Here is a 20,153-nt window from a genome sequence, read left to right as displayed (position 1 = left end):
ATTCCCAGCATTAATTGATCAAAGCGTCATGATCGCTCAGACGTCGGTTCGTATAGCTGGCATGCGCCGAAATCATTTTTTGATCCATCACTGCCTGGATCGTCGCATTGCCAATCATATTGATATTTACATCCAGATTCGCGGCAGCCAATTGTCGTATGTTTTCAAAAATTTTGCCTGACTGAAGCATGTTTTGCGCCAGCACAAATACCCCTATTGAGAGGTAATCTGCGTTAGCACGCAAGGTTTTAATGATACCGTATGCTTCAGTGATCGACCTGGAGGTGTGATTGACACAAATGATCACCTCGGTCGCTGTGACATCCAAGTCCGGGATATTTGCCAGTAAGGCCTCTGACACCTCATCAATCGCCCTGAGATTCATGGCTTGACGAACCAGCTGATAAATCTTGTGCCGATCAAAATCCGACCCAGGGATGTAGACCGAAACATGACGTTTCGAGCGATTCAGCATAAAAAGTCTAAGCCCTTCGGCTTGATCAAACTCTGAAGTGGTGTTAAGCATGGACGCTTACTCTCTGTGGTCTGCTGACTGGCATCGTTGCTGCGGTCACCGGTGATGGTCTGGTTGGTTCTTCAACGGAAGTGAAGCTTGTATAGTCCTCTTTAAGCACCTTTTTGAACAGGGCGTCGCTGTTGACTAGCTCAATGTCTTCAGGCACTCGCTGACCCGTCGTTAAGTAGTAGACCTTCAATTTGTGTTGCATGACCACATTGAGCGGCGATCCAAGGGTTACTGCTTCATCTACTTTAGTGATGATACAACCGTCGATCAGTTTGGTCTTATATATGTTGACGACATCGTGTGTGGTGTCGAAGTGTGTTGCGGCGTTCAGGCACAACAATTTCTGAATGTGACGATCTGTGCCGCCCAACATGGCCAGTTGTACGTTAACGCGAGGATCTCTTTGATTGAGGCCCGGGGTGTCAATCAGCACAGTTTTGTTTGGCCCTAGCCGTCTTAGCGTTTGCTGTAACTCTGCGAGATCCTTAACTGGGTGGACATCAATGCCGAAAATCTTCGCATAAACTCGAAGTTGATCAACTGCACCGACCCGGTAGTAGTCGGTGGTAATTAAGGCGAGTTTTTCTACGCCGTATTTCATGGCAAATCTGGCGGCAATCTTTGCGATGCTGGTGGTTTTTCCTACCCCTGTGGGGCCGAGCAAGGCCACCGCACTGCCTGGCCTTAATAATTCGTCTTCGTCGTGAGCCACATTTAAATTTTTGACGAGGATATTGCGTGCGTGCGCGACAGCTTGAGCATCAGTGAAGTCATCCGGTAGCTTTGCGATGAGACGATTGGCGAGATCCTCTGAAAACCCCGCTGCTAAGGTTTTCTTTAAGCACTCAGCATGCCTCGCGACAGAGGGCTTGGATTGTGTCCACGTCAATTCCCTCAAGCGCGAGTCGAAGGTGGACCTAAGCTCTCTAATTTCATCGAGAACGCGCATCAGACCGGCTTCTGGATCTTTGCCCCGATCGACGACAGGGGGATGGGTGGGCTCCACAGCTAAACTGGCAGATTCGCTTGCAGACTCAGGTCCCTTTGCGGTGATTTCAACCCAGCCATTGACGATCTGATTAGAAATGATCTCGGCTTCATCACCAAATTCACCGCGCACCATGTTCAGGGCTTCGCGAGCTCGCGGGGCATAGAATTTTTTGACGCTCATGCGGTTCTACCTATCAAGTTGTTCACTCGTATCGTTCTGGTTTCGGGAAGTTCTTCGTGCGCCAGCACCCGTAAATTCGGACTGGTTCTGCGTAAGTAGCGGGCTAGGGTGTGTCTGATTGCCGCAGGCACGATCAGAACAGGGCTATGACCCATCTGCTCTTGTCGCTGGGTCGCCTCAAGCGCTTGCCGGGATATGCTCTGCGCCAAACCTGGCTCTATCCCGCTTGATTGATTGCCCATCTGTACCGATTGCATCAGCAGTTTTTCCAGGTTGGGCTCAAGAGAAATGACAGACAATTCATCGCCATCGGGGAACAATTGCTGCACGATGGCACGACCCAAGCGCAGACGAACTCTTGCCGTAAGGATGTCTGGATCTTGTACTTGTGGCGCAATTTCACAAATAGTCTCGACGATCGTTCTCAAATCGCGGATTGGTACGCCTTCAGTCAACAGATTTTGCAGGACTTGTACAAACATCCCGAGCGGGACGACTTTAGGGATGAAGTCTTCAACCAGTTTTGGCGAGTCTTTGGCGAGCAGATCGAGCAGTTGCTGCACCTCTTGGCGACCGAGTAGCTCGGCTGCGTTCATACCAATGATGTGATTAAGATGCGTGGCAACCACAGTGCTTGGGTCAACAACGGTGTAACCCATTTTTTGCGCATCGTCGGTTTGGTCGTGACCAATCCAGATTGCCGGCAGACCAAATGCAGGGTCTTTTGTATAAGTGCCTTGTAAGTCACCGGTTACCATGCCGGGATTGATCGCCAGCATCATGCCGTAATGCGACTCACCCACGCCCATCGTTACACCGCGAATCTTGATGGCATAGCCAGCAGGTTTTAATTCCAGATTGTCACTGATATGCACAGACGGTGTAAGAAATCCAACCGTTTGCGCGAATTTTTTTCGTAGGCCTTTGATTTTATTAATTAATTCACCATTTTGACGAACGTCTACCAAAGGCACCAGCCGGAAGCCGACCTCAAGGCTCAAGATATCCACCGCCGCAATGTCGTCCCACGATGCTTCCAGGGAGTCTTTCGGCGGTTCCGTGCTTGCTGGGGCTACCTCTTCGGACTTCTTCTTGGTGTTGCGTTTCAACAAATAAGCCATGCCACCAAAAAGGCCGGCAAGCCCCAGGAAGGCCACATGTGGCATCCCAGGGATTAACCCCATGCCACCAACAATGCAGGCGGTGACGTTCAACACCTTGGGGTTGGCAAACAATTGCGTGCCAAGTTGACTGCCCAGATCCTGGTCGTTGGCGACTCGTGAAACGACCACACCGGCAGCGATGGAAATGACTAGCGACGGGATCTGCGCGACCAGGCCGTCACCGATGGCCAGCAGGGTGAAAGTTTTCACCGCATCCATGAACGCCATATCGTGCTGAACGATACCGACAATGAGTCCGCCAACGATATTGATAATGATGATCAAAATGCCAGCGACCGCATCACCACGTACATATTTACTCGCACCATCCATCGCACCGTAGAATTCAGCCTCTTGGCCGACTTCAGCGCGACGGGTTCTTGCTTGATCCTGGTTAATGATGCCGGCATTCAGGTCAGCGTCGATCGCCATCTGCTTACCTGGCATGGCGTCCAAGGTGAAGCGGGCGCCAACCTCAGCAATACGACCGGCACCCTTGGTGACCACGGTAAAGTTGATGATCGTCAGGATCACAAACACCACAATACCTACTGCATAGTTGCCGCCAATCAAAAAATGGCCAAACGATTCGATTACTTTACCTGCCGAGGCTGCACCACTATGTCCGTTGGTTAACACGACACGAGTCGAAGCCACATTGAGTGACAGTCGCAGCATGGTGGTGACGAGCAACACGGTTGGAAAAGCCAGAAAGTCCAGTGGTTTCGACGTTTGCAGACCGATCAGCAGCACCAGAATCGACAAAGCAATATTGAAGGTGAAGAGAATATCCAGCCCAAAAGCCGGTAATGGCAAAACCATCATTGCCAACAGCAGGACAATGATGAGTGGCGCTGCGACGGACTTAGAATTTATACCGGCAAGCCAGGCGGGTAGGGTGAAATTCATGATGCGCGCCCTTGCTCTATGCTAGCCAAAAGGGGATCAAGCTCATCGGGCACGTCCACATAACTTGGCGCAATTGGGTATGAACCCATGCCAGGACGGAAGTTACGCAACTGGAACACATAGGCCAGGATTTCTGCAACAGCAATATAGAGTGCCTGAGGTATCTCATCGCCTAATTCGCTATGCGTAAATAGCGCACGAGCAAGTTTTGGTGACTCCATAATGAGGACTTCGTGCTCTCGGCCGATTGCACGTATTCTCAATGCCATTTCGTCTACACCCATTGCAACGACTCGCGGCGCTTGCATGGTCTGTTCGTCATAGCGGATGGCAACCGCGTAGTGGGTCGGATTGGTAATGATCACATCAGCGTTCGGTATTTCGGACATCATCCGACGGCGTGCCATCTCGCGCTGTTGACGTCTAATGCGAGCCTTAATCTGTGGGTTACCGTTTTGCTCTTTGGATTCGCGCGTGAGCTCTTCTTTAGACATCTTGAGCTTCTCAGCGTACGCAAACATCTGATAAGGCGCGTCGATCAAGGCAATCAGGGCAATACCCGAGACCGTGTAGAAAAAGCCATTGAGCAGGAGATCTTTAGTTTTTGTGATCCCTTCGTCGACCGCCAGGCTCGATAACGTCAGCATGACAGGGAAGTCTTTGGCTATCACCAGGTAGGCGATCACGCCAATGACCAGTGTTTTCAAAATGGACTTAATGAGTTCGACCAAGGACCGCTGCGACACCATGTTTTTCAACCCTTCCATGGGGTTGAGTTTGCCAAAGTTGGGGGTGAGATGGGTGAAGCTGACGTTCCAACCACCGATGAGTAAAGGGCAACCGAGTGCAGCGATCAGCATGAGTAGTGCAAAAGGTGCGAACGCCAAGAGCAAGTCGGCAACTTGTTTTGCCATTTGATTGAGCGGGATAGTTGTGTCGTACAAAGCGGTTCTATCGAAAGTCAGGCTGCCAGTAAGGGTCGTTTGAATGGCATTACCCATTTGGCTGCCGAAAACGGCCATACCGGTTGCAGCGCAAATGAGCGTGACGAACGTGGATAAATCGCGCGACCGGGGGACATCGCCCTCTTCGCGTGCTTTATCTAGGCGGGTTTGACTCGCCTGTTCGGAACGTTCTAAATCACTGTCTTCAGCCACGGCTGTTCCCAAGAACGAGGTGGTTATCTATATGAAGTCAGTTTGAGCCCTAATAGTCGTTTTGAATCTCAAGAATAAGGGGTACTAAGTCCCCCTTTTTCGCTAAAGATTTTGACTGACTAACCGCTATTATTCTGCTTATGGTCGATCAATCTGCCTGATCCGGCACTTTTCCTGGTGGTGCGATCCAAAATCTGGACGATTTTGTCGGTCAAAATGGGCCCGGTGAAGGGCTTGACAATGTAGCCATTCGCGCGGCCTTGCGCCGCAGCAAGGATGTGGTCTTTGTTTGCTTCTGCGGCAATGATAAGCATTGGCGTATTTGCGGTGCGAGCGTCTGCCCTGACGGCTGCTAAGAGTCCTAGCCCGTCCATATTGGGCATATTTAAATCGGCAATAACAAAATCGTAATTTGTCTGCTTCATTTTTTGTAAGGCGGCAGCGCCGTCTTCAGCATCCTCGACATTGTTGTAGCCGTTATCTTTGAGTAGAGTCCGGATGATGCGGCGCATCGTCAGAAAATCGTCCACTATCAAAAATTTGGCCTTAGCGTAACGATTTCGTTCAGACATTTGATGGTTTGATTTTTTTTTGGCGTTCAGGCACGAAAGCCTGGGCCCCTAAGTTTAGGCGATTATTGAATAATTTGAACCCCCCCAATCGCAGGGGGTGTTTGTGAAATAATTGACCTTGTTTCGAAATATTTCAAAAAAGCGCCCAGTCAGAGTCTGTTTTACCAGAGGGGCTGGCGGCCGGCTTTTCGTGATTAGCTGCAAGGGCCGTTGGCGGCTGGCTGTTTTCTCGCACCGGGAGTTCAGCAACGGAGGCAGATTTCGTTAAGGTTTCAACTGGGGTTGCATCCCCTAGCCCTAGCGCACCATTAATATCTTTAAAAAGTTGCAGCTGTTTATCGATCGAATGCTCAATTCTCTTGTATGCCTGTTCTGCAAATTCAAGCGTGGCCAACTCATCCTGTTTTGAATCCAATTGTGAGGATACTTGTGTGACAAACTGTGTGGATAGCTCGTTGAGACGGCTAAGCGATGTTTGTGTTTCATTGAGATTCTCGACGTGAGCATTCGAGCGGTGACTGATGTCGTGGATCAAGGCCCTCAGGTCTTGTGTAGCGACGATACATTTTTGAGCTAACAGACGCACCTCGCTGGCGATCACTGAAAAAGCGAGACCAAACTCACCTGCTTTCGCTGCCTCAAGTGTCGCGTTAAAAGCAAGCATGTCGGATTGCAACGATATGGCATCTATCGTACTAGTCAGAGCGTCCATTTTGCGGGCGTCATCTGTAATTTGAGCTAGTAGGCTTTGAATATCAGTCAGGGATGCATCACTTGACCCGGCGACACCTGATACGGTCGCACCAAATTCGTGCGTCAGGGTGACTTGGCTAGTCGCATCGGTCAGCGCGCGCTTTAGCTGAGGTAAGCCTTCCAGCACTTTTTTAGTGAGTGACTTCTGCTCTTGGTTTAGCTCCATCAGTTCGATATTGACGGTTGAAACCAATTTGATGGAGCCGTTCATTTTGCTGTAGAGCTGTTGCACGATTTCTGGGTGCGACACAATCACGCTTGGCTCTGCAGTTGGGGGCTCTTGTGGCACTGGTCTTGCTCGAGCAGGGTTTGGATCGAGGTTTTTGGTTCTAGCCGCTGACTCAAGTTTGCCCCGATAGACGGTCAGCAGGCGGCTCATCAACAGAAAAACGGCAATCACGATGGTGATAATCGATGCTAGGCAGATAGCTAAAGCGATATTTCTTTGGCTATCTTGGTCGATCTCTAGCTGAGAAATTTTTAACGAGTCGATGATTTGACGCTGAAGTTCTTTGGCTTGCTGGAGGTGTTGATCTTGTTGCTTAAGCGCTCGGTTGAGTTGGTTTACGGCGCCAGTATTGCTATCCGAAACGAGTTCAGCTGCTACAGGTAGCGTCTGAGCACTGGTAATGTCCGCATACTGTTTATTGAGTCGTTCTGCCTTCGCCTTCAGATCCGGGTCACGAAGGGCTTGCTCAAGTTGTGCCAACAAACCCTTGGTCGTTTCAATATTTTTTTGCAGACGCGCTATTAAATTCCCTGCCTGCTTGAGGTGGCTAGCTTGTATGCTCGCAGACCCGTCAGTAGCGGATAAATTTGCGTTTTCAGATGCCGTTTGTAGAAGAGAGGCAGATTCGGCCGAGCGACTAATCAGGTCGCTGATCAGCACTGCGGGGGCTATATCGACCTGATGGTTGAACTTGAGTAAGTCTGCATTTAGCCGAGTCAGATACGCAGCATAGCCACCTACACCGATAATGGCGACTAAACACAGGGTTGCGATGAGGTTCAGTCGCGCTTGGTAATTCAATTTGAAGGACATGGATTGCAATCACTCTCTCTATGTGTTCTGCGCCTAACCGCTCATTTTTACGTCGATTGGCACGATGATCGTCATGGTTGTTCCTAGACCAACTTCAGACTGTATTCGAAAATCGCCGTTTAACTTAGCCACTGTCGTTTTTACACTATCCAAACCGACGCCTCGGCCAGATAGAACCGATTGCTCCGCCGCAGTGGAAAGGCCAGGGGTTAAAGCAAGCTCCCATACTTCGTCATCCGTTAGGCAGTTCTCCACCGGCAAGCCTTGCTTTTGAGCGCCTTGTAGAATTTGCTCGCGATTCATCCCCGCGCCATCATCGGCCACGCTGATGCTCAGGTTACTACCATTCGTCGTGCTTGTGACGCTCAACTGGCCCAGTTCGCATTTGCCTGCCAATTGGCGAGCCTGGGGTGATTCAATGCCATGGGCGACACAATTGCGCAATAAGTGCGCGACAGGGGCGATCAGTTGCTGCGCGAGGGCTGGGACTAATTCAATTCCATCGCCTTGTGTGATCAGTTGTGCTTTTTTGCCGGTGTCGAGGCAAAGCTCTGCAAGCATTCTGGACATGGGCCGCAGCACGTCACCCATGCGTATCATGACGCGCCGGTTTCCTCCCCCATCATTTGGCCGTTGCAATGCCCGAACGTTAATCGAGACATCTTCAGGCTCAACGCTAAAACTACACACCGCCAGCACCGCGGTTTGAGCCAGTGTGGTTTGCAGCACTATTGTTTGTTCTGTTTGACTGGTGATTGAGATATGAGCTAATCCCAGCGAGGATAAGTGGGCGTACAAGTTACAGAGGCGTTCGGCTGGTTGTTGATTGATCAGCGTGATTTCATATTCAAGCAAGGTTTCAACGCTATCAGGTTTTGCACTCAGCCCCTTTGCGCGTGAATTGAGCGAGTCGATGATAGGGGGAGGCCTAGTCTCATCAAACGAGGAGCCGGCTTGATCGTGGTGCAGTTGATCCCTCAGGCGGCCGGTCGCCTGTTCAATGAGTTCCACGTTGTTCTCTATTTCGACGACTGGCTTACCTCGCAGTTGCACGAGCAAATCTTCAAGGGCATGGGCAAGCTGACTTGCCTTCTTGAAGCCGAGTGCAGCAGCACTGCTTTTTATCGAATGGATAGCTCTGAAAATTGCTTCTAAGCTGGTTTGCGCCGGTCCGTCAGACTGAAGCGACGCAAATAATGTTTCAACTTGAGCCAAAAGAGTGAAAGTCTCATTAAAAAAAATGGCTTCAATCTCTCTCATCCCTTCCTCACTTAAGGGGTGGTGGCTGAGCGTCGTCCTCTTTCAAGTCATTAAGCAAGGAGGCCGCTTCTTTTGATTGCGAAACCGGGTTGGACTCCATTTCGCGTGTCACGCGCTCTTCAGCTGCTTTATTAAAAACGGTGATGGCGATTCTGCGATTAATTGGATTGAGAGGGTCTTTTTTATCGTAAGGCACAGCAGATGACAGGCCAATTACCTGAAGCAAACTCGATTCAGGTAACCCCGCCGCGACGAGTTCACGTCTTGCTGCGTTGGCTCTTTCGGCAGAGAGCTCCCAGTTGCTGTAGGACTTGTTGCCATTGGGGAATGGCAATGCATCAGTATGGCCCGAGATCATGATTTTGTTGGGGATACCCGTCAGCATCGTACCCAGATCTTTCAGAATGAGCTTTGCATAGGGCTCAAGCTCAGATCTGGACACCGCAAACATGGGACGGTTTTTTTCGTCAACGATCTGAATCCTGAGACCGTCTGGTGTGATATTTAAAGTCAGTTGGTTTTTATATTGCGCGAGATGCGGATTAGCTTCGATTTCGGCTTGGATATTTGCCATCAGTTTCTTGAGATCTTCAATCTCTTTGGCCAGGTTTTTTTTGGTTGCAGCATCCAGGTCTACAATCCTAGGGTTACGGCGTTCTTTTTTTGTGACCTTTTCAGTAGTTTTGCGTGTTTGTGCTGACTTCATGGTCAGATCTCTACCACCTCCAGTAATTATGCTGTCACTGGCACCCGCGCCAGAACCGCCAGACATCGCGACGCGCAAAGGTGTTTTAAAGTACTCGGCAATACCGTTTAGATCGCCAGAGGTAGTGGAACCAAGTAACCACATCAGCAGAAAAAACGCCATCATCGCTGTGACGAAGTCAGCGTAAGCGATCTTCCAGGCGCCGCCGTGATGGCCGCCATCGCCCTTCTTGATGCGCTTGACGATAATCGGACGTTTTGCTTCGCTATCAGCCATGATTGAGTACGATGAAGCAGTCGGTGGTCATTATTTAACTTTGCTCAGGCGAATGTGTTCTTCAAGCTCTGTGAAAGTCGGACGCTCGGTAGAGTTCAAGACTTTGCGACCAAATTCGACCGCGATCGTCGGCGCATAACCTTGCATATGAGCCAGCAAAACCACCTTGGTCGCTTGATAGATCTTGCTTGACTCGGCAAGCTTTTGTTCTAACAGTGAAGATAGAGGACCGACAAAACCATAAGCAAGCAAAATACCCAGAAAGGTACCAACGAGCGCATGGGCAATCATTTCTCCCAACTCCGATGGTGGGACACCGACCGACTCCATGGTGTGTACAACCCCCATCACGGCCGCAACAATACCGAAGGCAGGCAGACCATCGCCAATCTTGGCGATGCAGTGAATTGGTACGTGGCCTTCTTGATGATGGGTATCGATTTCGACGTCCATCAAATTTTCAATCTGAAACGGATCCAGATTGCCTGTCAGCATGAGTCGCAAATAATCACAAATAAATTCCATTAAGTGATGGTCTTTGACAATACTGGGGTAGCGGTTGAATAAAGGACTGTCATGTGGCGCGTCAACATCTTTTTCAAGTGACATCATGCCGTCTTTGCGCACTTTGGTGAGCAATTCGAACATCATGGATAGCAAATCAATGTATAGAGCCTTGGTGTACTTTGATCCTTTGAACAAGGTCGGGAGAGCGGCAATGGTTGCTTTGATTGCCTTCATGTCATTACCGACAATGAAGGCGCCGAGCGCAGCGCCACCAATCATCAATAACTCAAGGGGTTGAAACAGAGCGGCAATATGGCCGCCAGCGAGAACAAACCCGCCAAAAACACTCGCACAGACGGCGACGTAACCTATGATGACAAACACCGCGTACCCTCTATTTAATTAGGATTGATGGAGTTAAGGGTACAGGTTCGTCCCCGCGTCGAATTCAAAAATAAATGCATATTGGTGGGATTTTATCGTTGTATTGTCCCTCAGCAACACATATTTTTGAGTCTTTTCAATGGTTTGTTGCTGGATGAGTGCGCTTCCCACTACATATGGTAGACATAACTTGGTCTTGTATCGTCGCCGTATTCGATCACCAAAGTCGCTGGCAAATCAGGAAAAGGGAACTCGTGGCTAATGAACATTGTCCCGTTTCTCATTTGCGCGTGGCTTTTTTTCATTAAGCCTGGCATCGCAGCGGGTGATAGGTAGGCAAACACAACGTCGTAGTCGCCAAGGTCAAGTTTGTCATAGTTACCCAAAATGAAATGAGCTTTTGATCTGGTCAATGCCGCACGCAATCGGCTATACGCCCAAATGAGCGGTGCAGTCTCAATGCCAACCACGTCGAGCGTTGGATTTTGTCGTGCAGCATACAGCACAAGCCCGCCGAGCCCACTGCCGATGTCTATCATTTTGAGTGGCTTGCCTGGGGGCAGTAAATTCAAGACCTGATCCCAGACTGGCTTGTGTGAAGGATAGTAGGGCACTCGACCGCTAAAGCTACTCCAGAAAAATCCCAGACTCACCAAAAAAGCGATGAGGTAAACGTTGTTGGATAGCTCAAGTCGCAGCGTTAAAAAAACGGCGATTGGAAACGCGAAATGAATGCACAACCACCATACTTCTTGTTTGAGGATTCTTGCAAACACTGGCGCTATGATGCTTTGCGTCATGATCCAGAGCAGGGCTGGAACAGTCTCGTCAGTGCCGAGCAACGCTAACGATAGGTTGAGTAAAACCCAGGTTAGCAGCGCGCTTGTTAATTGAATGAAGAGTGCTTTGAGGGCGGGCTTATCCCACCACCGAGTCAGGTCAGGCGTCGAATCCGTCGTCTGCCAATTTTGTTTTTTTATTTTTTTGATATTTGCCTGCACGAGAGGGGACGTGGCACAAGTTGCAGAGGAAATTATTATGCAGATCGTACGGATTGACAATGAAATGCCCGCTGCAACGAGAGCAGTTTTCCATCTTTAGCAGTTTGTTTTCGACAAATCGAACCAGGGTCCATGCCCGAATCAAGCTCAAAACTGGTTCTTCACTACTTTGAAACTCAGGTGCATTTTCGAGTTCACGAGCCTGCTCAAGGTACAGCTCATAAGCTTTTGCCAGTGCCTCGATCCCGTCAATGCCCGCGTTGGTGATGAGAAAGTTATAGATATTTAAAAACAAGGAAGAATGAATGTTAGGTAGCCAAGTCAAGAACCAATCGGTCGAGAACGGTAACATTCCTTTGGGCGGCGACATCCCTTTTAGTTCTTTGTAAAGCTTGGTTAAACGTTCACGAGAGAGTGAGGTCTGAGACTCAAGCAGCTGCAACCGTGCGCCAAGATTGATTAATCTGATCGCCAGTTGCAACTGTTCAGCTTCGCCGACAACGGTTTTGCTCTTGGCTGCGGTCGCTGTGCTTGTCATGGTTTTAAATCAGACCTTGGCTTGTGTTGTAATTAAGCAACTGATTCAACGGCTTGCCCAGCCATCAGAATCGCGCTGTGAGCCATCGCTTGGGCATACCCTTTGTTGTGATGCGTGAGCATCTCAAGGATAGTTGCGTCATCGAATCTGAACCGAGTCAACATCACGCTCGAGCTTGACAGCTTGATTAGCTGAGAATTGCTGAGTGTGTCCAGCATATCGGCGATGTCTTTGCTGACACCCAGTCGATAGATGGCTGATGCTTTATCTGTCCGAATCATTTGCTGAGCCAAAATCAGGTAGTTGAGATTTGCATCCCGAATTTCAGCCATCATCTGTTCTTGCATTTGGTCGAGTTGACTCATAACGATACTCACTATTAAGGAATGTTGAACAAAATTTGTTCTACGGAGCCATTATTGACTGCGTGCTAATATTAAAAAATGAGGTAAACACCATTTGTAATGTGATTTTTTTATCATTAAATATGTAGGTGTTATGCTTACAGCATAAGATAACTAATTGAAATATATAGTATTTTTACTTAATAAACTACTTTAACTAAAAAGGATTAATAAATTTTTTCATTAAAAGAGCCTAAAGTTTTTCGACAAGCTGCCGTAACAGTTGACGTAAAAGTTGTAAAAAAAAACAACAAAAATCGTCAAAACGGCGAGGGGTCGTTGCGACTAAATAAAATGTATAAGTGGCCTTATTTCGTTTTTTCGAGTCGTTGAATGGTCGTCTATGAAAGTGACGAGGTCATTGCGCAGACCCCTAGTTATCTTTGCCGAAAAAATAGCACGCCAAGCTATTTTTTTCCCTTTCTGTTGCTTGTGTGTGCCATGCATGGCTTGGTCGTCGTTATTTACGGCCTGAGCGGTGCGAGTTTCTCCAACCCCTTGGACCAAACTGCCTTTGTAGAGCTTGTGTCTTGGGGGGCCGAAACTGACCAGGAGGCCGAAGTAAGCAAAGAGGATGTGTTGTCACAGCAAGCGGTTCAGCGGGCTGAGCCTGCGCCAGTCCCTGTAAAAATGGTGGATGTGGCGGTTCAGAAGGCGCCTGAAGTGTCACGATCGCTCGGGATGGAAACACCGCTGAGCGGCAAGCCAGTCGCGCAAGCAAAACCCGTCAGGCCTGCTACGGCTGCGCCCAGCAATAAAGCGAACCCGTCACAAGCAACCCAGGCTGATGCTTCAGTCACTGCGGTCAGCGCAGCCGGCGCAACGACTCAGGCTGGCGCGTTTGCCTCAGCCACTGGTAGCGATAAAGGCCCGAAACCGCTTAATAATGCCAAGCCACCTTATCCACACGCAGCCGTCCGTGCCAAACAAGAGGGGGTTGTTTTTCTAAATCTCGACGTCGGTGTCGACGGAGTTGTCAGTCGTGCCGAGTTGGCAAGTAGCAGTGGCGTTGATTCCCTCGATCAATCTGCTTTGGCTACCGCCTTAAAGTGGACGTTTAGTCCTGCTGTGCGAGACGGCAGACCGGTAGCTGAGCGTGTACGGATCGGTGTCAGATTTGATCTAAAAAGCTTGTAAGACCGCTACCCTTAAGGGGCAAGCTTGCTCAGGGCCTTAGTCAGGTCCTCAACGCTATGTTGATCAAGCGCCAGGGTGACGTCCAGTACTTTGGTGGTGATTGCGTCGCTGTATTGAGTGCTGTTCTGTTTGAATTTCGCAATGAAGTCAGCATCGCTTGCGGGATTTTCTGGTTCACCTTTAGCTAAGGGCACGTCGACGCTGAAGGACTGTCCTACTTTGCTGTTAACCAATATTGTCGCGCCACGTTCACGTGGGTAGCTTGCTGTCCACCGATCATTGGTGGTGGCACGAATATTCAACGCCAATGCTTGTATCTCGGGATGATCAACAATGGAGGGAGCATAACGATCTTCGCTGACATCGCCGTAAAAAGCTGCCATGGCAGTCGAGTAGGCGATACTGAATTTCGCGCCTTCAGCAGTGTCCGGCAGAACGGTAGACCCGCAAAAGCTCGTGGCAACCGGATACGTGGTGACGGATACGTCAGCAATGTCCGAGAACTGAAGCTCGTTGTCAGTCATGATTGACAGCAGACCATCGATCGATGCGTGAATATGCCGACAGGCTGCATGAAGTTTGATGTATTGATCCATGATGTAAAACTCAACGCCTAGATTGTCGAACAGCCCGTCAAGTTTGACTTCATCGGCCATGGCATTGAACAGACCTTTTGGCCCTTCGAGTGCGGTGACAGGGCCTTTGGCACCGCGCTTAGCCATTTCGACCGAGAGGATGCCTGCCATGGCAGCTTTGCCCGGATGTAAAGGTTTGACCATTGAACCATCGTGCAAAATCTCAAGCAAGCCCGCGCCTTGTAGCGCAGAGATACCCAGTGCGCTGGTCATCTGCTCTTTGTTCAACCCAGCTAAAACACCGCATGCTGCCGCGGCACCCAATACGCCCAGGGTGCCAGTGGTGTGGAAGCCTCGATTCAAATGCGATGGATTCATCGCCTTGGCGATACGATTAATAATTTCGTAGCCCATTGCAATGGCCAAGATCAGCTCTTTGCCACTGAGTTGCTTTGACTCGGCGTAAGCCAGCGCGGCAGGGATCACGGCCACCCCGGCATGCACGCCACCGTAGCGATACCCGTCGTCCATATCGAGAGCGTGTGCGCTGATGCCGTTGGCGAGCGCTGCGTGGATTGCTGGCACTTTGCCCTCGTGACCAAAGAGGGTAGCCTCTTCGATACCCTTAAGGCTAGTCAGATAATCTTTGGTAATACGGGGAAACTCCATCTTCAAACCCGCAATGGTCACGCCAAGCAGATCAAGCGTCAGCATCTTGGTCTTCTGCACGACTGGCTGAGGTAGATCCTCAAACTTCATCTGACAAAAAAAAGCAGCAAATTGCTCAAGGATGGTGTCTTGTGTCTGACGCATGATTCAGTCTCATAAAAAATTTATAGAAATTATTGGCCTTTGAGCACAGGTGGGCGCTTTTCAACAAAGGCTTTCGCAGCTTCTTTATGGTCTTCAGTTGAATACATGGCGGCCATGTGAGAGGCGGCCATGTCCAGGTGGGTTCGCAGATCCACTCTTTCACCCTGACGAGCCGCCCGCTTCATCATGCGCACAGCTATCTGGGGTTGAGCGGCGATTTGTGCAGCCATTTCGTAAGTGGCGACCATTAGTTGGTCATCGTCAACGACTTTATTCACGATACCGAGTTTCTCTGCTTCATCGGCATCAACAAAGCGAGCCGTCCAAAATAGCTCTAGCGCTTTGGGTAAACCAACCAGTCTTGGTAATAACCATGTACCGCCGTCACCGGCGAAAAGACCCACTTTCACATACGTTTCGGCGAAACGGGCGCTTCGAGCTGCGATTCGAATATCCCCCATCAAGGCCATGTCCATGCCTGCACCAGTGGCCACACCGTTGACTGCAACGATGACAGGCTTGTCTATTGATTCAAGCAACAGCGGGATGCGATGCACATAGTCTGATAAAAATCGGCGGCGCTGATAAGCACTGTCTTCACTGCGATTATTCATATTGCCAACGTCACCACCCGAACAAAAGCCCTTGCCCGTGCCAGTCAGAACAATCACGTGAACATCCTCGCGCGAGGCCGATTCTTCGAGCGCTTGTGCCCAGGCAATTAACATCTCTTGTGTAAATGCGTTGTAGCGCTCAGGACGATTGAGTCTGATGGTCGCAATGTTGTCTTTTACTTCGAATACCAGTTGATCTGTCATCTTGATGCCTCTAGTCGATTTGTTTGATGCCACGTTCGCGGGCAAGTTGTTGCCATTTTTCGAGCTCTTCGTTGACGTAAGTACTGAATTCCGTCGCGGACATGTCAGACGGTTCGGCGGCTTCGGCCGCGAAAAGATCCATCAACTTGGGTTGGGCTGATACATCCCGGATTGCGCGATTCAGACGAGCGACCAGCGGTGGTGGCGTATTGGCCGGGGCATAGACGCCCCACCATACGTTAACCGAGTACCCGGGAACTGTTTGGGCCACGGTTGGTAAATTCGGAAAAAACTTGGAAGCAGTCAGTGAAGTCACTGCGAGCGGACGCACTTGCGCGCCTTTGATCGCACCGCCAAGCGACGCGGACGTTGTGATCATGCTAAAGAGACGCCCGCCAATCATGTCGGTCATGGCGGGGGAAATCCCTTTGTAAGGGACGTGAGTGATGTCGACGTGGGCCATTTTGGTGAAGAGCTCGCCGCTTAAATGACCAATAGACCCGATCCCGGCTGAACCAAAGTTGATTGGTCTTTTCTTGCTGTCGTTAATTAAATCAGCAACGGTTTGGTATGGGGTGTCGTTGCTGACGACGAGCAGCATCCCGCCTTGAGCAACCATGGCGACTGGTGTGAAAGCTGTTTTCGAGTCAAATGGTAGCTTATCGTCCGTTGCGGCTCGTGTCACAAAAGAGTTTGAGCTCAGTAGCAAGGTTGTGCCGTCAGGCTTAGCTCTCGCCACCTCGGCCGAGCCAATCATGCCGCCGGCACCGGGTTTATTCTCAACTAATACGGTGATGCCCAGTTTGCGGGACAGTTGTTCGGCAAGCGCTCGCCCGAACACATCATTACTGCCACCTGGCGTGAAGGGAACAATGATTCGAATCGCATTGGGCAATGCGTCGTTTTGACCAGCAGCGGTGAACCCAATCGACAGGGTACTCACCATGAAGAAGACTTTCAGTATCAAACCGAACTGCACTTTGCCCATCTTGTCTCACCATATGTTTTAGCTATGTTTTTCACATATTTAACCATGCTCGAGGCTTGGCGCGAGTTGTCAGAGCAAGGCTAAAGAATCGCTTTATCAGCGATGTGAGTTGTGTTAAACCTGTAAGAATTAAAAATTAAAAATTAAAAATTGAGAGACAAGCATGGCACATGCAGGACTAAGATTCGGCATTTTTTTGGCTCCTTTTCACAGGCTTGGTGACAATCCCACACTAGGATTGCAGCGCGATCTTGAACTGATTCAGTGGCTCGATCAGTTGGGGTTTGATGAAGCGTGGATTGGCGAGCATCATTCTGGTGGCTGGGAGACCATTGCATCGCCAGAGATTTTTATCGCGGCTGCGGCGGAGCGCACTCGCCACATCATGTTGGGATCTGGTGTCACCAGTTTGCCGTACCACCATCCTTTTCTTGTCGCGCAGCGTTTTGTGCAACTGGATCACATGACCCGAGGCCGTGCCATGCTTGGTTGCGGGCCAGGTGCTCTGGTCTCTGATGCTTACATGATGGGGATTGATGCAGATCAACAGCGTCGGCGCATGGACGAATCTCTTGGCGCCATCATGCATCTGCTCGAGTGCAAAGAGCCGTTAACCATCAAAACCGACTGGTTCGAGTTGCGAGATGCACGGCTTCACCTTGCGCCTTACACAAAAGGTGGGTTCCCGATTGCGGTCGCGAGCGCTACAACACCCTCAGGTGTGCTGACGGCAGGCAAATACGGGGTGGGCTTGTTGTCGCTCGGCGCCGCCTTGCCCGGTGGTCCGCAAAAGCTTGCCGAGCAGTGGCAGCTGGGCGAGGCTGAGGCGGCCAAACATGGCAAAACCATGAATCGTGATACTTGGCGTCTGGTGATCAACCTGCATGTGGCGGAAGATGATGAGCAAGCCATCAGAGAGGTCAAACACGGTGAACGCCTTGAGACCTTGAGTTACTTTAGCGAAACACTCGGACGTCCACCAATGCGAAGTGAAAATCCGTTGGGCGACGGACTCGCGGCAGGGACCACCTTGGTCGGTTCGCCCGATACGGTAGCTGCGGGTATCGAGCGATTGCTCACCTTCACCGGAGGCGGAGCAGGTGCGGTGCTCTTCAGATCTCACGAATGGGCTAACCGTGAACAGACCCTGCGCAGCTATGAGCTGTTTGCTCGCTGGGTGATGCCAAGGTTTCAGGGGAGCTTAAACACCTTGAGAGATTCGCGCGAGTGGCTAAGCGCGAACCGAAGCGGCATTCTGGGCCCGAGCATGGGAGCTTTGCGCAAAGCATTTACTGATGTCGGACAAGAAGTGCCGAATCACATGCGCTTGAACCTGCATACGGGCAGTGCACCGCTTGAAGAGTCACCCAGCAAGCCTTGATTGGTCGTGAGCTGGCGTAGCCAGCAAGAGGCGCTTTGGGGTGCGTGGGCCGTCATAGCTATGATCGCTGCTGTTTTATCCTTTTTTGTACGTTGTTCGGCGTGTTTTACTCTTGGCAAATTTAGTCGTACCAAAGAGTAAAGTCATCCACTTCTTTTCTGGCGCTGCGATAGATATTAAGAGGTGCATCCATATCCGGATAGCCTATTGAAACGCCGCAGATCAGCTTCTTGGTATTGGGAATTTCAAGGAGTTCGCGGGCTGCGTCAGGATAGTAAGATAAGGATGCTTGCAGGCACGCACCCAAGCCGAGGCCATGCGCAGCCAGCGTCAAACTTTGTATGAAGATACCCATATCCAGTGTTGACCAGGGGCCTAGTGACGCGTCCATAAAAATAAGCATCGCAACCGGCGCGTTAAAAAATTTGAAATTAATTAGCCGTAATTCTTCCCGTTTGGCAGTGTCATCACGACCGACCCCAAGCGCTGCAAAGCGATTGGCTCCGTGGGTTTTGGTTCGCTGTGCAATTGCCTCGGGCCAGCCTTTTGGTGACGGTTCGTCAGGTGTTGCCGGGGTATTTGCCGCCGCAAGGTCGTACAGGGTTTTGCTCAACAGGTCACGCTTCTGGCCCGTTATGACGGCGACTTCCCACGGCTGACTGTTGGTGTAAGAAGGGCTGCGATTGGCAGCATGAAGCATTTTCTTAATTAGCTCGGGTGAGACGGGTGTTGATTTAAAACCCCTGACACTGCGACGGGTTTCGAGTCCTTCTATGAGTTCCATTCATGTCCTTTTGATTGTAGATATCAATTGGTAAATCAAGTCTTTATAAAAAATTTATTTCTCAAACCAGCGCCTGACCAGACGATCCCAGAACTGTGATCCGATGGTCAGGTTGTCATCGTTGAAATCGTATTCAGCCGTATGTAAATTGATGCCAGGCAGGCCGTTCAATCCGTTACCGATAAAGCCGTAAGCACCGGGCACTTTCAACAACATGAAGCTGAAGTCTTCCCCGGTCATGGCTGGCAAGACATCAGGGAAGGCATTTTCTTTGCCCACGCACTCTGCCATGATCTCAGCCATGAAGTGGGCTTCATCCCGGTGATTGTCAGTGCACGGATAGCCTTTGGTCAGCACGACCTTTGCGGTCGTGCCGTGTGCGGCTGCCACGTGATTGCTCATGCGCTCGATGGCTTGCAATAAGTGAGCTTGTGTTTCAGTACCTAAGGTGCGAAGCGTGCCAGAAATTTTGGCTTCGAAGGGGATGATGTTGACAGCTGTGCCAGCTTCAATCTGAGCGATGGTCAACACCGCGCTATCGAGCGGATTTACGGTGCGGGAGACCAACGTCTGTAACTGCATGACTAAAGCACAGGCGACCGGGATAGGATCGATTGTTGAGTGTGGTTGTGCTGCATGGCCGCCTTTGCCACAGATGGTGATCTCTATTTTATCTGTTGCTGCCATGATCGGACCAACACGCACCGCCATCTGTCCGCTGGGCAAGGGTGGCCAGTTATGCAGCGCGAAAACCGCCTTGGCTGGGAATTGATCGAAAAGGCCATCTTCGATCATTTTTTGCGCACCAGCACCGCCTTCTTCGCCTGGTTGGAAAATGAAATGAACAGTGCCATTAAAGTCTGGATTCTTACTCAGTAGGGTCGCACCACCGAGCAACATGGCGGTGTGGCCATCGTGCCCGCAAGCGTGCATACGACCTATATTTTTGCTGACATGCTCAAAGCCGTTTTTTTCAACAATTGGCAAAGCATCCATATCGGCCCTGAGTGCTAAGGTGCGATGCGCTTCACCAGCGTTCGGTCCAGTCCCCTTAAGGCTAGCTACGACCCCAGTTTGACCCATGCCGCGATGAACTGTTAAGCCTAAGGATTCGAGGTAAGCGGCAATCTGATCCGAGGTCCGCACCTCTTCGAATTTAAGTTCAGGGTTTGCGTGTATGTCTCGTCGAAATTTAAGCAGACTACCCAAGTAGGGGGTGATATCAGGGCGCGAAAGCATGGCAATCCTTCTCTTTGATTTGGCTTAGTACAAATGGCTAATACAGGCG

Annotated in this window: 19 protein-coding genes; 2 read left to right on the top strand and 17 right to left on the bottom strand. The window is 50.3% G+C overall.

The window, feature by feature from the left end:
* Window positions 1-10: 10 nt before the first annotated feature.
* The 12 genes from BCM14_RS05720 to flhD all read right to left on the bottom strand — a co-directional run bounded on the left by BCM14_RS05720 (window position 11) and on the right by flhD (window position 12,330).
* Window positions 11-526 (bottom strand): P-loop NTPase family protein, encoded by a 516-nt coding sequence (locus tag BCM14_RS05720; protein ID WP_106226977.1) that lies wholly within the window; start codon window positions 524-526, stop codon window positions 11-13.
* Entirely contained in the window at window positions 519-1,697 is a 1,179-nt protein-coding gene (gene flhF, locus BCM14_RS05715) for a flagellar biosynthesis GTPase FlhF (protein ID WP_106226976.1), read from the bottom strand. The genes BCM14_RS05720 and flhF overlap by 8 nt, the downstream gene beginning before the upstream one ends.
* A complete protein-coding gene (flhA, locus tag BCM14_RS05710; protein WP_106226975.1) occupies window positions 1,694-3,769 on the bottom strand; it encodes a flagellar biosynthesis protein FlhA in 2,076 nt (691 codons plus the stop codon). The genes flhF and flhA overlap by 4 nt, the downstream gene beginning before the upstream one ends.
* Window positions 3,766-4,926, bottom strand: coding sequence for a flagellar biosynthesis protein FlhB (gene flhB, locus BCM14_RS05705; protein ID WP_106226974.1), 1,161 nt, complete (start codon window positions 4,924-4,926; stop codon window positions 3,766-3,768). The genes flhA and flhB overlap by 4 nt, the downstream gene beginning before the upstream one ends.
* Before the next feature lie 119 nt (window positions 4,927-5,045).
* Entirely contained in the window at window positions 5,046-5,498 is a 453-nt protein-coding gene (locus BCM14_RS05700) for a response regulator (RefSeq protein WP_106226973.1), read from the bottom strand.
* A gap of 133 nt (window positions 5,499-5,631) precedes the next feature.
* Window positions 5,632-7,293 (bottom strand): methyl-accepting chemotaxis protein, encoded by a 1,662-nt coding sequence (locus BCM14_RS05695; protein ID WP_106226972.1) that lies wholly within the window; start codon window positions 7,291-7,293, stop codon window positions 5,632-5,634.
* Between the two features lie 33 nt (window positions 7,294-7,326).
* The gene (locus tag BCM14_RS05690) at window positions 7,327-8,553 is read right to left on the bottom strand and encodes a chemotaxis protein CheA (RefSeq protein ID WP_106226971.1); all 1,227 of its coding nucleotides are present in this window, start codon (window positions 8,551-8,553) and stop codon (window positions 7,327-7,329) included.
* A 7-nt stretch (window positions 8,554-8,560) separates the two neighbouring features.
* Window positions 8,561-9,535, bottom strand: a complete 975-nt coding sequence (motB, locus tag BCM14_RS05685) for a flagellar motor protein MotB (RefSeq protein ID WP_106226970.1) — start codon at window positions 9,533-9,535, stop codon at window positions 8,561-8,563.
* A 30-nt stretch (window positions 9,536-9,565) separates the two neighbouring features.
* Window positions 9,566-10,426: a flagellar motor stator protein MotA gene (motA, locus tag BCM14_RS05680; RefSeq protein WP_106226969.1), complete on the bottom strand. Its 861-nt coding sequence runs from the start codon at window positions 10,424-10,426 to the stop codon at window positions 9,566-9,568.
* A 170-nt stretch (window positions 10,427-10,596) separates the two neighbouring features.
* Complete coding sequence (locus tag BCM14_RS05675) at window positions 10,597-11,226, bottom strand: SAM-dependent methyltransferase (protein ID WP_259673437.1); 630 nt, start codon at window positions 11,224-11,226, stop codon at window positions 10,597-10,599.
* Between the two features lie 139 nt (window positions 11,227-11,365).
* On the bottom strand, window positions 11,366-11,965 hold the full coding sequence (gene flhC / locus BCM14_RS05670) for a flagellar transcriptional regulator FlhC (RefSeq protein WP_106226967.1): 600 nt from the start codon (window positions 11,963-11,965) through the stop codon (window positions 11,366-11,368).
* 32 nt (window positions 11,966-11,997) lie between these two features.
* Window positions 11,998-12,330, bottom strand: a complete 333-nt coding sequence (gene flhD, locus BCM14_RS05665) for a flagellar transcriptional regulator FlhD (RefSeq protein WP_259673436.1) — start codon at window positions 12,328-12,330, stop codon at window positions 11,998-12,000.
* Between the two features lie 372 nt (window positions 12,331-12,702).
* On the opposite strand from flhD, the gene BCM14_RS05660 reads away from it, so the two are divergent.
* Entirely contained in the window at window positions 12,703-13,506 is an 804-nt protein-coding gene (locus BCM14_RS05660) for an energy transducer TonB (protein WP_106226966.1), read from the top strand.
* A gap of 11 nt (window positions 13,507-13,517) precedes the next feature.
* Here BCM14_RS05660 and BCM14_RS05655 read toward each other — a convergent pair whose 3' ends face one another.
* From BCM14_RS05655 to BCM14_RS05645, 3 genes are read right to left on the bottom strand one after another with little or no spacing between them, the layout of a single operon-like run.
* Window positions 13,518-14,894 carry an MmgE/PrpD family protein gene (locus BCM14_RS05655; RefSeq protein ID WP_106226965.1) on the bottom strand — a complete coding sequence of 459 codons (1,377 nt, stop codon included), beginning with the start codon at window positions 14,892-14,894 and terminating at the stop codon, window positions 13,518-13,520.
* Between the two features lie 29 nt (window positions 14,895-14,923).
* On the bottom strand, window positions 14,924-15,712 hold the full coding sequence (locus tag BCM14_RS05650; protein WP_106226964.1) for an enoyl-CoA hydratase/isomerase family protein: 789 nt from the start codon (window positions 15,710-15,712) through the stop codon (window positions 14,924-14,926).
* Between the two features lie 10 nt (window positions 15,713-15,722).
* A complete protein-coding gene (locus BCM14_RS05645; RefSeq protein ID WP_106226963.1) occupies window positions 15,723-16,700 on the bottom strand; it encodes a tripartite tricarboxylate transporter substrate binding protein in 978 nt (325 codons plus the stop codon).
* A 163-nt stretch (window positions 16,701-16,863) separates the two neighbouring features.
* On the opposite strand from BCM14_RS05645, the gene BCM14_RS05640 reads away from it, so the two are divergent.
* A complete protein-coding gene (locus tag BCM14_RS05640; protein ID WP_106226962.1) occupies window positions 16,864-18,081 on the top strand; it encodes an LLM class flavin-dependent oxidoreductase in 1,218 nt (405 codons plus the stop codon).
* 121 nt (window positions 18,082-18,202) lie between these two features.
* Here BCM14_RS05640 and BCM14_RS05635 read toward each other — a convergent pair whose 3' ends face one another.
* Together BCM14_RS05635 and BCM14_RS05630 are read right to left on the bottom strand one after the other, a co-directional pair.
* Entirely contained in the window at window positions 18,203-18,865 is a 663-nt protein-coding gene (locus tag BCM14_RS05635; RefSeq protein WP_106226961.1) for a nitroreductase, read from the bottom strand.
* Between the two features lie 54 nt (window positions 18,866-18,919).
* Window positions 18,920-20,104 (bottom strand): M20 aminoacylase family protein, encoded by a 1,185-nt coding sequence (locus BCM14_RS05630; RefSeq protein ID WP_106226960.1) that lies wholly within the window; start codon window positions 20,102-20,104, stop codon window positions 18,920-18,922.
* Window positions 20,105-20,153: the final 49 nt, after the last annotated feature.

It is taken from the genome of Jezberella montanilacus, assembly GCF_003003055.1.
GTDB lineage: Bacteria > Pseudomonadota > Gammaproteobacteria > Burkholderiales > Burkholderiaceae_B > Zwartia > Zwartia montanilacus.
This window is presented reverse-complemented; position numbering and strand designations above follow the sequence as displayed.